Genomic DNA, 12,830 nt, shown 5'->3' with positions numbered 1-12,830 from the left:
GAGTCGTTGAAATTGCGCAAGGCCGTGATGGCATTGCGCCGGACGGAGGGGCGCAGAAAGTCGAGATTGGATGACGCTCGATAATCAGTGACGAAGGCAAAAACCTCCACACCCAGGTCTGGCAGATAGTCCACCACCTCTACCCCGAAACCGCATTCGGCCGCCTTTCGGCTTGCGTCGTTGGCAGCGTCCCGCTGAATGAACATTTCAGTGCCGCGGCCGGGCACTTTCAGAAAGTAGTCGATTGGACCACCAACATTGATCCGCCAATTCGCGTTGCTTATCCCACCAGGAACGGGGCAGTATTTAATGGAGACTCCGGGCCACATGGAATTTTCCGTAATAATTTCCTCGAGCAGTTTCTCATTCGCCGTAATTGCGTCACCTAGCGATCTCCAAACCGTCACAGCTCTTCTCCCTGCCGCTCTCGAATGTCACAAGCGACGTAACAAAGCTTCGGATTCTCGACTGTTGATTGCCGTCCGTGCATGAAAGAGGCGCCAGGTTCCGTACTTGAAGAATTCTATGCCGGCGCGTTTCGACGTCACGGCTCGTATCACTCCCCAAAGGCCCCACATCAGATCGTCCACCGCCCCGTAAAGCCGGCATCGATTGTAAAGGCGCTCATCGAAGTGGCCTGTGTACCGCTCGAACGCTTCGCGAGCATCGTAGTCGAAGCAATAAACTTCGTTGACAAGCGCACCCACGTCGAACCAAGGGTCGTTGTCCCCGGCTAGATCGAAGTCAACAAGGCGAACACCTTCGCCAAGCATGATGTTTGAGGCGATTCCGTCATTGTGGCAGAAACGGAGATCTATGCCCGAGGCAGTTATGGCTTCACGCGCCAGCTCGGCAAACTCGACCAAGCGTCCCGTGTCGTCAGGAAGCGGAGCTCGGACAGTTTTTGCTTCACGCACCAACTGCCCAATACGTTCGAATGGATTGAATCGCTGGCCGACAAGGCCGCTCTGATGGAGACGCTTCTTGGCATCCAACACCGCGGCCATCACATCGATATCCTGCAGGTCTCCAACCTTTGCCGGACGCCAGGGCGTGGGTAGATAGTCGATAATGAGCCCGGACGCGGAAGCAAATTGGACTTGCGGTGCAACCCCGCATTCAGCCGCTTTGCGGGCCGCCGCAGCCGCCCAAGGTACGACGTCGTTCGCCATTTCCTCAAGCCGGAGCTTGAGGAACAAGCTGGAGGAATTCGGGAGATCGACGCGGACGCAATCGGAGGCTACCGCGCTATGCGTGGGCGAGGCGATCGGCGGCACTATAGTGATACAGAGGGGCTGACGACCGGATGGAACAAGTGCCTCAGCCAGAAGCCCGGCGCAGCGCTGCTCTATCTCAGAAACTGCGTTAGAACCAAGTGTCACGCTATCGCCCCTGCAGCTCGTATTGCGGTCTCTGGCAGCCCGTATGCCCGACACAGGCGATCGGCTGCGGCGAGCAGCACCGAGACGCCAGCTTCCAAGTGTTGGTCACTGGTGAATTCTGCTTCATTGTGAGCGATTCCATTGACACTTGGGATGAATACAAGTCCTACGGGACAACGGCCCAGCAAACTCAGTGCATCATGTCCTGCAACTGTTGCCATCCGCATGACCGGGACGGACGCCACCTTGGCGCAATCTTCCACAAGATCGCTGAGTGGACCCGCCAACGATCTGATTGGCCGCGTCGACTTCGACACGATGTCGACAGCCACCCCGGCGCGCTTTGCTGCGTCTTGAATTTCGTTCCAGGCGACTTCTGTGGCTTCAATTAGAACGTTGTCGTCCGCGGATCGGATTTCCAACGACACATCCCCTCTGGATGCCACTACGTTAGAGGAATTCGGTTCTACCGCTATTCTTCCGACCGACGTATGGACGAGCCCAGGCCAGCGGCCCGCCAATTCACGAATTTCCGCGACAAGATATGCCGCTGCCAATAGCGCATCTCGCCGTGAACTCATCCTCGTTGGACCGGTGTGAGCGCGCTCGCCAGAAAACGTCACATCGATTTTGGTGGCGCCCCAGTTGCTGGTGACAACGCCGATGACTTTTGATGCTTCCTCTAAAATCGGGCCTTGCTCAACGTGTAGTTCCAGATAGCAGGCTGGAATCGGTGGCGGCTCACTCTCGCCCAGATAACCGATGGCAGACAGCGCCTGGGCGAGCGTGACGCCGTCGTCATCAGCGCGGGACAGGGCATATGCGACATCGTGGCTTCCCGCAAAGGCTCCACTTCCAAGCAGACTTGGACGAAAGCGCGCGCCTTCCTCGTTGGTCCAGTTGACCGCGCAGAAATTTGCGTTGAAAAGCACCCCCTCATTGCATCTGTGCTGCAGCGCCACACCGATGGCCGCGGCTGCCGCGACTCCCACCGCGCCATCGAACCGACCAGCAAAGAGTTGGCTGTCGAGGTGCGACCCCATCATGACCAGGGGCGCGGCGGGATTCTGCGACAGGATGAAAGTACCAAACTGGTTGCCGACGCTGTCGGTTGTTACGATCGCACCCCCGCTGCTCAACGCTCTTGCAAATAGCCCGCGCGCCAAGCCATCGGCCGGAGTTCCGCAGAGACGACTGACACCACCGTTCGGTAGCTGTCCGCATTCGGAAAAGCTGCTGAACAGATCGTAGAATATCGGCATTGCGTGCCAGTCATTCGGTAAGGATGCGAATTTCATTTTTCTTGAAGATGTCCTGGAACATTTTTGGTGGGGGCCGCTCACTAACAACGGTCAAGCGATCCGAGAATTGATATGTACATATGTTTGCTTTTCGTCCGAATTTACTTGAATCCACGAGCACAACGACATCTCTTGCCTGCCTCAACAAGGCCTTTCGCAATACAGACTCGTGCTCTTCGTAGTCCATCCACCCGTGTTCGAGGTCACAGGCGCCGATGCCCACAAAAGCGATGTCGAAGAAGAAGCGCTTCGCATATCCGACCGTCTCGTAGCCGACTAAGGCATTGTCCTGCGGTCGCAACGTCCCGGGCGTAAGTCGCACAGTGCTTGGACCATGCCTAAGCAGGGACGCGGCATCCAAGGAATTGGTCGTTACTGTCAGGCTCGGACCAATCAGGCGTCGCACAAGCGCAAGCGTCGAGGTTCCGGTGTCGACAAATATCGACATGTTCTCCCGGATCAGTCTTTCGGCGATTACCGCTATCTGGGTTTTCTCTCGCTGGTTGACTTTGCAGCGTTCTGCCAGCGGCTGTTCCTTATCGAGCCGCAGACGCACTGCCCCCCCATGGATGCGCCTCAGAAGGCCACGCTCCTCGAGCGCTTTCATATCGCGTCTTATGGTTTCCTCGGACACCTTCAGCGCTGTGGCCAGTTCAGCGATGCTGGCTCGACCTGTAAGATTAACCCTTGAAAGAATCTCTTGGTGGCGATGATCAGTAAGCACTACCCCGTCCTCCCTCACGACACTCGACGGGATCGAGGGAGCACCAAACCGCGATGATCCGCAAGACAGGTACGCCTCCCGGCGGAGGAGAGAAGCATCGGCATGTCAGGCTATCCCGGCGTATTCGCTGATCAATGCCTGGTCGTGCTTCTTCTGCGGGTCGACCTCATGGGTGATCGCGCCCTTTTGCAATATCAGGACGCGATCTGATAGACTGGATAAAAAGTTGAGATTTTGCTCGACGAGCAGGATGCTCAGGTCGCTGTCTTTCCTGATTGTGAGCAGAGTCTCGACAATCTCATCGATAATCGACGGCTGGATACCTTCGGTTGGCTCGTCGAGCAGAACGAGTTTTGGATGAGCACAAAGGCATCGGGCAAGTGCCAGCAACTGCTGCTCTCCACCGGACAGTGCTCCGCCCGGTCGAGAAAGATATGCCTTGAGCCTTGGAAAAGTGGCCAGTACCTCCTCAATAAGGTCTTTATCCGGCTGCTTCGATAGGAGACATCCCATTTGTAGGTTCTCCAACACCGTGAGATTGGAGAAGATCTCGCGCCCTTGTGGAACAAATCCCAAACCGGCCCGCGCGCGCGCCGTCGTAGACGCATCCGTGATATCACGTCCGGTAAAGACAATCTGTCCGGCGTTCGCCGGCAAATACCCCATCAAGGAGCGCAGGAGAGTCGTCTTCCCCATTCCGTTATGCCCGAGAATTCCAACAAACTCGCCGGCCTGCACAGAAAGCGAAATATCCGTCAAAATAGGCACTCGGCCGTAGCCAGCACGCAGGCTATTGACGCTTAGGATCGGCTCGGTTGTCTGGAATTGCATCGCGTCGGCTCCAATGCGTACGGTCGGTCATGTAGCCTGTTTACCGAGATAGACGTCACGCACCCTCTGGTCGGACAGCACCTGATCGACGTCGCCTTGGACGAGGATCTTGCCTCTGTTGAAAACAGTCACCGTTTTGGCAATCTTGCGAATGAATGGCATGTCATGCTCCACGACAATGAGAGCATGCGTCTTGTTAATCTCCCGGATCAGCTCGGCGGTGCGAGCAACTTCCTCCTGGGTCATGCCAGAAGCAGGTTCGTCCAAAAGGATGAGCGTCGGGTCTTGCGCCAGCACAGTTGCGATTTCGACCCATTGGCGCTGGCCATGCGCCAATTGTCCTACAACGCGCGAGGCAATCGTTGTCAAATGCAGTCGCTCAAGTGTCATCGCCATCTTCACTCGGGCCTCGGCAGCAGAGCGACCTCGTTTGGCAGCGACGAAGACGTTTTCGGCCACGGACAGGCCATTGAAAACGTTCGCAACTTGCGTCTTGATTCCAACGCCCAGCCTGGCGATGGCGTGGGGGGCGGCGCCGGTAATGTCGACGCCGCGGAACAGAATCCTGCCCTCGGTAGGGGTGAGTTGGCCGGTCAGCATCTTGAAGAACGTGCTCTTGCCCGCACCGTTTGGGCCGATAAGACAACGCAGTTCCTGCTCGCCAAGCGTGAAATCGACATTCGACACCGCCGCCACGCCTCCGAAGCGCATCGACGCCCCGCAAGCCTGGACGAGCGCCGAACCGCCGCTGTCACTGGTGCCAACTAGCTTCACAGCTTGATTTCCCCTGCAACCTTGTCGAGCGCATTGCCGGACGGTGAATTCTGCATTTTGCTATTCGACCGGCTGCGCTCGAGAAGCTGATCGACGATTCTTCGTGACGTAGGAAGGAGGCCTTGCGGGACCAAAAGTACGAAGCCAATCAATACGACTCCCAGGCCGAGATTGGGATCGACAGTCTGCTGAGTGCCTCCGACTATGAGGAGAGACTGAACAATAATCGCACCAATCATCGGTCCTACTAGAGTGCCCACGCCGCCGATGAGCACGAAAATGATGACTTGTGCCGACATCTGCAGAGCGAATACCGGGGGGCTGATGAAGCCGCTCCAGTTTGCGTAGAGACAGCCCGCAAGCCCCGCAACACCTGCTGAGATAACGAAAGCGATCAGTTTATAGAGGCGCGTGTCATAGCCCAGGAGCTGTGCGCGCGTGTTGTTCTCACGGATGGCGACTAGAACGCGCCCGAAGCTGCTGGCCAGAAGCCCCCTCAGCATCACGTACACAAGGATCAAGGCTCCGATCGCTATGTACCAAATCCACTCCGTATCGAGTTGATTGCCATGATCGCCTGGTAGATTGAGGGCTGGAATCGCCGGGATGCCGTTGAAACCTCCCAGCTCTGCATCACCAATGCGGTATTGGCTGCCGGAGGTTGAATTGACCAGTTGAAAAATGATGATGGAGACCGTCAACGTGACAACGCCGACATAGGCGTCGCTGACGCGGCCGTAGAACATGAAATAGCCAAGCAATAGCGCGAAGAAGGCCGGAACGAAGATCGCCAGCGCCACTGCGGGCGTGCTGTCGCCTAGATTGATGACGGCGACGGCATATGAATACCCTCCCAGTCCCAGGAATGCAGCCTGTCCGAAGGACAAGATACCGGCGTGCCCCCAGAGGAACCCCTGGCTTAGACCGTACATGGCCAGAGCTGCGAATCCGGTGAACTGAACCACCGCGTACAGGTCGAGCGCCCGCGGGACGGCAAACATTAGCACGACGCCGATGGCAACCGTACTCGCGACTCCCGCCCACGGCGGCAAACGGAAGCTTGACGACGAAACCCTCATAGCCAGCGCCTCAGAAAGCTACCGGTGATGCCTTGCGGCATCGCACGAATGAGAACAATTGCGGTAGCAAGAAGCGCAACGTCGCCAATGATCGGAGTGGTCAGAAAAGCCGTAATCTCGTTTATCAAACCGAACAACGTGGACGCCGTAGCCGTGCCCGCAACGATAGCCGGCCCCCCGCTCAGAACCGTAATGAACGAACGCGCCACATATGCGACGCCCATGCCTGGCGAGATGCCCGAGATAGGAGCCAGAACACCCCCGGCCAAGCCGGCAAGCGCTGCGCCCAATGAGAAAGTTGCCATATAGACGAGCCCCGGCGAAACCCCCATGGCCGCGGCCATGCCTGGGTTCTGCATGGTCGCCCGAAGGATAAGTCCGAACCTGGTTCCCAGCATCAGCATCATCATCAACACGACCAGCACGACCGCGGTAGTGATTATGATGATGCTATGAAGGCTGGCGCCATATCGCCCGATGTCGAAGCTTCCCACGGGGGACGACAATCCTCGCACTACGTTGCCGAAGAGGGTCGTGGACAAGCCAACCAAAGCGAGGCTGATGCCCCACGTGGCCAGCATGGTGTCCATCATCCGCCCGTAGAGGAACCTAATGATGCATCGCTCGAGGAGTAAGCCAATAAGTCCGACCACAATAGGTGGCAGTACCAGCATGGCTATCCAGATATTGACGCCGGCGTGGTTGCTCATCACCGCGGTGTAAGCTCCGAGCATGATGAACTCGCCGTGAGCGAGGTTGATTATGCGCATCATGCCGTAGATCACGCTCAAACCGAGCGTGATCAGAACCAGCGTCGCAACACCGGTAGCGACGTTAAACGCCAGCAGGGCTCCAAGGTCCACTGTCTTGCCTCAGTTTTCCGGAGTGAACTGCTTGTTGGTCTTTGGATTTTTTACGAGGTCGCAAGCACCGTTCGTGTCTGCCGGAAATGAATTTGGGAAAGTCTCCAGAATTTCCCAGCGACCGCTCTTCGGCCAAGCCAGATAGGTGTTGCGGATGCAATGGTGGGTACCCGGATCCATCGTGACCTTACCGGTCGGAGAATCGATGGTGAGGTTCGATTGCAATGCGTCGATGACTTTGTCGCGGTCCAGCGACCCCGCCTTTTTCACGGCCTCAGCCCAGAAAGTTACACCTTCATAGGTCGCTGTCGCGAGCTCGCTAAGGTCCGTGACGTCTTTTCCGTAGGCCGCCTGCATGTTCGCAACGAAGTCCTTGCTGGCTGGCGTATCGAGATCGTTGTACCAGGCGTAACAGGTGAGGATGCCGTCGGTCGTCGAGTGGTCCATCGTCGTGAGTTCGTCGCCAATGCCGAAAACGCTCGAGGCGAGATGGATTTTGCTTTTCATCCCTGCCGCATCCCACTGGCGGTAGAAGCCGGAATGATTGGCGCCGACCAGGGCGGACAGCACGAGATCCGGCTTCGCCTCCTGGATGCGACTGATCGCAGATGAAAAGTTCGAGACGTCGAGGGGGAAGAAGTCGGTCCCGAGGATCTCGCCGCCGCCATCGGCCATGAATTTCTTCATCCAGCTGGCCGTGGTGTGACCATAGTTGTAGTCGGCTGCGACGATGTATGCCTTCTTGCCCCAGTTCTTGAGGGCATAATCGCAAATATGATTGACCGTCTGAGCCGGTGTCGAGCCGGTGCAGAACACGTTGCGATCGCAGACACCACCTTCGTATTGCGTGTTGTAGAAGTACAGCATCTTGGCGCGATCCAATATCGGGCGAATGGCTTCGCGCGATGACGAGGTGATGCCGCCGAAAACAACGTCCACCTTCTCCTTGAGCGCCAGCGTCTGCGCGTATTGCGTATAGAGCTGGATGTTCGACTGCGTGTCGTAAGCGCTGAGCTGGATCTGCCTCCCCAACAGACCGCCGGCCTTGTTGAGTTGGTTGATCGCATACTCGGTCGTCTGAATCATACGCTTGCCTTCAAGCGCGAGCGGACCGGTGTTGTCGAGGAGACTCCCGAACTTGATCGGCTCCTCCGCAAGAGCGTTGCGGGCAAAGAACGGCATGGCGAGCGACCCGGCCGCTGCACCTGCTGCGATTTTCAAAACACTACGCCGCGTGGCAATTGTGGTCATTGTAGGCTTCCCCTTTTTCTGTGCGACTACGACCTCGCAAAAAATCCACAATTCCCACATTTCTGTCAATAGGAAGTAACAAAAATAACCGCAACGCCCTCTGCTATCCATTTAACATACTGATTTTATTTAATAGAATTCAATTCCTCACATAACTGGCAAAGCTATATGATGCCACAATTGTCACATCCCTTGACACATGGTGTAGCCCGCACTGTCGAGCAATCCGGCAGGGCAAGGCATGGCGGCCGGTTTGTGACTACCACTAGGTGCCAAGCTTAGGTTGTGGAGGAAACTTCAATCCAGGCTCTGTGTGCCGCACAAGTAGCCGGCAGGTTACTGGTCCTGCCAGAATGGCCTTCGTGTTTGATTTTGGAGGACCGCGGGTCGCGTCCGATTCGCCGACAAGCGACAAGGCCAATCGAAGCACAAGACGCGGAAGCGCTCGGTCCACGCGAGTTTCCTCGTCAGGAGCGCATCGCTTGGCCTCGGCTGCCATTGTCTCAGCTTTGAAATCCACCCTGTCGAGCTTCGGTGCACTCTAAGCACGACCTTGACAGCTTACCGTAACGACAGAATTCCCAATAGGAATATCACTTGACTGACGCTGTCCAACCCCCTATCCAACATCTGTCACAATGGCCAGACGGGAGAGCTCAGCGACATTGTCGTTGGCGCCAAAGGAGCAAGCTCCCCAGGAATCTCTCAGGCGGAAGGACCGTCTGGCCAGACAGTCTGGAGAGAAGCGTTTCGGCGCTCACCGAAGGGGACGTTGCCCAAGAGGCAGCGAAGCTCTCAGGTTAAAGGACAGATGGGGATCGAACGGGCCTGCTTCAGGCCTTTGATCCACTGTTCCGGGGAGTCTCCCATGACGAAAATTGCAATAATTGGAGCCGGCATCACCGGCGTTACAACCGCGTACTCTCTGATCAAGAGAGGCTATCGCGTCACCGTATTCGACAGAAATCGGTATCCCGGTATGGAAACGTCGTTCGCAAACGGCGGCCAACTGTCGGTGAGCAATGCCGAGGTTTGGAACCATTGGTCAACCGTGGTCAAGGGGCTGCGCTGGATGCTGCGCAGCGACGCGCCTCTGCTGATGAACCCCAGGCCCAACTGGCACAAGTATAGCTGGCTAGCCGAGTTCGCCGCCAACATCCCCCGCTATCGGGCGAACACCATAGAGACCGTCCGCTTGGCCCTGCTTGCCAGACAACGGCTCGTCGAAATCGCCGAAGCGGAGGCGATCGATTTCGACCACGTCAAGCGTGGAATCCTGCACATCTATCGGGACCGAAGCAGATTCGAGCGAGCGGGTCAGGTGAATGAACTGCTTCAGCAAGGTGGGCTGGCACGTCGGTCAGTCACCCCGCTCGAGATCAATGAAATCGAACCCGCAATTCGCGGAACCTACTACGGCGGCTACTATACCGAGGCCGATTCAACGGGCGACATTCATAAGTTCACGCGCGCCCTCGCGATGGCATCGCAGAGGCTGGGCGTTGATTTCGTTTCCGGTGCCGAGGTTGCCGATCTTTCGCTCGGAACTCGCTCGGTAACGGTGGAGCTGGCCAAGTCGGATAGTCGGCCGGGTGCCTACAAAGAGCATTTTGACGGCATCGTCATTTGCGCGGGAATTGAGAGCAAGCGGCTGGCCAAGCTGGCGGGAGACCGGGTGAACATATATCCGGTGAAGGGATATTCGATAACCGTCAATCTGCAATCCGATGTCTCCCAGGCGGCCGCCCCGTGGGTCAGTCTCTTGGACGACGATGCCAAGATCGTGACGAGCAGGTTGGGGTTAACGCGGTTTCGCGTCGCAGGAACTGCCGAGCTGAACGGAGCCAACAGAGACATCCGGGCCGACCGCATCCGTCCGCTTGTCGACTGGACGAGAACGCTCTTCCCAAATGTGGAGACCGACAGCGTAACGCCTTGGGCTGGCCTGCGGCCCATGATGCCTTCGATGCTGCCGAGGGTCGGGAGCGGCCGTCATCCCAGTGTATTCTACAACACCGGGCATGGTCATTTGGGCTGGACGCTGTCGGCTGCTACGGCAGAAGTGGTCGCGGCGAAGGTCGAGCAATCCATGCCTGCCGACACTCTGTCCTACGCGAAGGCGGCGTGATCGGTAAGCGCCGGAGTCGCTATGCCCAGGACAAAGCAGCATGCCAGTAGCTACCAAAGCCGCGCCTAGGTCATTTACATTTTACCTTTTGCCCGGGTTTTCGATCCGGGCATTTTCTTCGGCCGTCGAGGTCTTGAAACTCGCGAACGAAGTGCTCGGAAGAGCTGTTTATGGCTGGTACATCGTTTCCGAGGATGGACAGCCCGTGACGGCCAGCTGTGGGGTAAGTGTTGGCATCGACAGCGCTTTGCGAACCGAAAGAGAGAGGCTGCGGACATCAGGTGAGATTTCTGCAGCTATAGTATGCGGCGGAAGCGCCTATCCGTGTCCGGATAGAAAGCTCGATGCCTGGCTGAGAAGTTGTCGCGCGCGCAACATTAGTCTCATCGGCATCGGCAGCGGCATCTTCGCCCTTGCGAGAACCGGGCTTGCCGAGGGGTGTCGTTGTGCCGTCCACTGGGAACAACTTCCCCGCTTTTGCGAGGAGTTCCCCGGAGTTGCGGCCGTTCAGACCGCCTTCGAACAAGATGGAGATCTACACACCTGCTCAGGGGGAGACGCGTCCTTCGATATGCTGCTGCGGCTGATCGAGCGCGACCACGGCGAGGTCGTCGTCAATCGCATTTGCGAAAAGGCTATCGCATATCGCATCCGTTCACCCGGGAACCGACAGCGGCTTCCTATGGCCTCTCGCGTCAAACTTAACCATCGATCTGTAGTGAAAGTCGTCGAAAAGATGGAGGCCAGCATCGACGACCCGCTCAGCGTCAATCAACTTGTGGCCGCAGGCGGCATATCGCGCAGGCAACTTGAGAGACTGTTTGAGAGGGAGCTCGGGCGGTCACCAAAGCGGTACTATCTGGAGCTCCGCCTCGAGCGGGCCAACCTGCTTCTTATGAGTACGACCTTATCCATCCTGCAGATAGCGCTGGCTACCGGGTTTCCCTCGCATTCGCATTTCTCCAAGGTTTATCGTGAAAAATATGGAAACCCGCCTAACGAGACCCGGTCCTCAGCCCGCGGAAACGGTCGGTCCTCGCCCCTGAATAACGACCATTCCGAAGATGTGTCTTGGTCCAGCCTTTCGATGACGGCCTAGAGCACGTCCGGGCATCGATGAATCGATTATGATGTAATGCCAGATCCAGCCTCTGATTCAACATCCGCTTTGGCGGAGGTTGATAATGGCGAGAGCGTTCGGCGAGTATTTGCGGTTGCGTGTCTTTAAGGCTGCAGACGAGTAAGTCAGGCGGCAACACGTTTCGGCATCGGGTATCGAGCGCGATCGGCTGGATCGCCCGGGCGAGGATCGGAGAGTTGGCACCCCGACAACAAGGATGCCGACGCGGCTCGCGCCTTGAGCGACTGGCTTGATGGGAACGGCTGGACATTCAAAGAAAGACCGCACATGCACTGGAGCAGGAGCGTCCCGACATCCTGAAGCGCCGCCGCGATTGGTTCGCTGGTCAACTAGATCTCGATCCGGCCAAGCTGGTCTTCATCCACGAGACCGACCTGTCGACGAAGATGACCCTGTGTGGACGGTCACCGCGCGGCGCACGTGCCGGGCGGGCGGGCCGCACGGCCATTTGAAGACAACCACCTTCAGCGGCGCGTTGCCGCTGATCGGAATGACAGCGCCCTCCGTCTACGACGATGCGATGAACGGCAGCGTGTTCCACGCCTATGTCGAGCAGGTGCTGGTCCCGACCCTGTCGGAGGGCGACATCGTCGTGATGGATAAACCTGCCTGCCCACAAGGCCGCCGGGATTCGCGCCGCGATTGAAGCAGTCGGCGCAACGCTTATGTTCCTGCCAGCCTATAGTCCCGATTTTAACTCAAACGAGAACGCCTTTGCCAAGCTCAAGGCTCTGATGCGTGCAAAGGCCGAGAGCACGATCACCGCCTTATGGGACACCGTCGGTTCTTTCGTCGAACTCTTCTCGCCAGCCGAATGCGCAAACTACTTTAAGGCAGCAGGGTATGAGCCGGATTAAACCGGACATGCTCTAATCGTGCAGGCTGCTGCCTGGCTTGAACCCTATGCATGCCAAAGGTCGGAGGGAGGGCTCTGTCGGCTGCCACCGCAGTGGTCGTCGCGCCGGAGGCCGAGCAAACCATGCCGGCCGACACATTGCTCCGCGCGAAGGCAGCGTAGACAATAACCGCCGTGGTTCCCTGCCCGCCAAATAGGGCCGCTCGATTGCCCCTCTCGATGTTCAAAGAGTCTGGCGCACGAGCGGCCGTCCCGGGTTGGGCACACCGGGCTAAAGCTCGACCTCAATGGCTATTCCGCGTTCGACTGCGATCTGTGCCGCTGCCGAGGCGACTGCTAGGTCTTGGAGAGCAACCCCTGTGCCGTCAAACAAGGTGATCTCGTACGGACTTGACCGTCCCACGTGTTCTCCAAGCAACACCGAGCCGATAGGCGTGATGCGAGCCCTATCCAGAATCCCCTCGGCCACGGCATGCTGGCACTCGCCGATGGTTGCCGAC

11 protein-coding genes, 2 pseudogenes and 1 riboswitch are annotated in these 12,830 nt (G+C 57.6%); of the genes and pseudogenes, 3 read left to right on the top strand and 10 right to left on the bottom strand.

Annotation, left to right across the window (positions count from 1 at the left end):
* The 9 genes from ACODTY_RS22380 to ACODTY_RS22340 form a co-directional block, all read right to left on the bottom strand.
* A partial coding sequence (locus ACODTY_RS22380) for a protein kinase family protein (protein ID WP_488996380.1) occupies window positions 1–407 on the bottom strand: 407 nt, incomplete at its 3' end.
* Window positions 408–434: 27 nt separating this feature from the next.
* Window positions 435–1,382: a phosphotransferase family protein gene (locus ACODTY_RS22375; RefSeq protein ID WP_488996379.1), complete on the bottom strand. Its 948-nt coding sequence runs from the start codon at window positions 1,380–1,382 to the stop codon at window positions 435–437.
* Entirely contained in the window at window positions 1,379–2,680 is a 1,302-nt protein-coding gene (locus ACODTY_RS22370; protein WP_488996378.1) for an allantoate amidohydrolase, read from the bottom strand. Before ACODTY_RS22370 ends, ACODTY_RS22375 begins: the two co-directional genes overlap by 4 nt.
* Complete coding sequence (locus tag ACODTY_RS22365; RefSeq protein ID WP_488996377.1) at window positions 2,655–3,407, bottom strand: DeoR/GlpR family DNA-binding transcription regulator; 753 nt, start codon at window positions 3,405–3,407, stop codon at window positions 2,655–2,657. Before ACODTY_RS22365 ends, ACODTY_RS22370 begins: the two co-directional genes overlap by 26 nt.
* Before the next feature lie 105 nt (window positions 3,408–3,512).
* Window positions 3,513–4,238 carry an ABC transporter ATP-binding protein gene (locus ACODTY_RS22360; protein WP_488996376.1) on the bottom strand — a complete coding sequence of 242 codons (726 nt, stop codon included), beginning with the start codon at window positions 4,236–4,238 and terminating at the stop codon, window positions 3,513–3,515.
* Window positions 4,239–4,265: 27 nt separating this feature from the next.
* Entirely contained in the window at window positions 4,266–4,949 is a 684-nt protein-coding gene (locus tag ACODTY_RS22355; RefSeq protein WP_488996381.1) for an ATP-binding cassette domain-containing protein, read from the bottom strand.
* A gap of 59 nt (window positions 4,950–5,008) precedes the next feature.
* A complete protein-coding gene (locus ACODTY_RS22350; protein ID WP_488996375.1) occupies window positions 5,009–6,013 on the bottom strand; it encodes a branched-chain amino acid ABC transporter permease in 1,005 nt (334 codons plus the stop codon).
* 74 nt (window positions 6,014–6,087) lie between these two features.
* On the bottom strand, window positions 6,088–6,954 hold the full coding sequence (locus tag ACODTY_RS22345; RefSeq protein WP_488996374.1) for an ABC transporter permease subunit: 867 nt from the start codon (window positions 6,952–6,954) through the stop codon (window positions 6,088–6,090).
* A 9-nt stretch (window positions 6,955–6,963) separates the two neighbouring features.
* Window positions 6,964–8,205, bottom strand: a complete 1,242-nt coding sequence (locus ACODTY_RS22340) for an ABC transporter substrate-binding protein (RefSeq protein ID WP_488996373.1) — start codon at window positions 8,203–8,205, stop codon at window positions 6,964–6,966.
* A gap of 637 nt (window positions 8,206–8,842) precedes the next feature.
* A riboswitch (glycine riboswitch) is annotated at window positions 8,843–8,936 on the top strand.
* A 137-nt stretch (window positions 8,937–9,073) separates the two neighbouring features.
* Here ACODTY_RS22340 and ACODTY_RS22335 point away from each other — a divergent pair.
* The 3 genes and pseudogenes from ACODTY_RS22335 to ACODTY_RS22325 all read left to right on the top strand — a co-directional run bounded on the left by ACODTY_RS22335 (window position 9,074) and on the right by ACODTY_RS22325 (window position 12,331).
* Window positions 9,074–10,333, top strand: a complete 1,260-nt coding sequence (locus tag ACODTY_RS22335; protein WP_488996372.1) for a D-amino acid dehydrogenase — start codon at window positions 9,074–9,076, stop codon at window positions 10,331–10,333.
* A gap of 40 nt (window positions 10,334–10,373) precedes the next feature.
* A complete protein-coding gene (locus ACODTY_RS22330) occupies window positions 10,374–11,432 on the top strand; it encodes a GlxA family transcriptional regulator (RefSeq protein WP_488996371.1) in 1,059 nt (352 codons plus the stop codon).
* Window positions 11,433–11,517: 85 nt separating this feature from the next.
* Window positions 11,518–12,331 (top strand): annotated as a pseudogene (locus tag ACODTY_RS22325) (IS630 family transposase).
* A 270-nt stretch (window positions 12,332–12,601) separates the two neighbouring features.
* On the opposite strand, the pseudogene ACODTY_RS22320 reads toward ACODTY_RS22325, so the two are convergent.
* Window positions 12,602–12,830, bottom strand: a pseudogene (locus tag ACODTY_RS22320) (ornithine cyclodeaminase family protein); the annotation flags it as partial.

It is taken from the genome of Mesorhizobium sp. FG116, from assembly GCF_057809835.1.
This window is presented reverse-complemented; position numbering and strand designations above follow the sequence as displayed.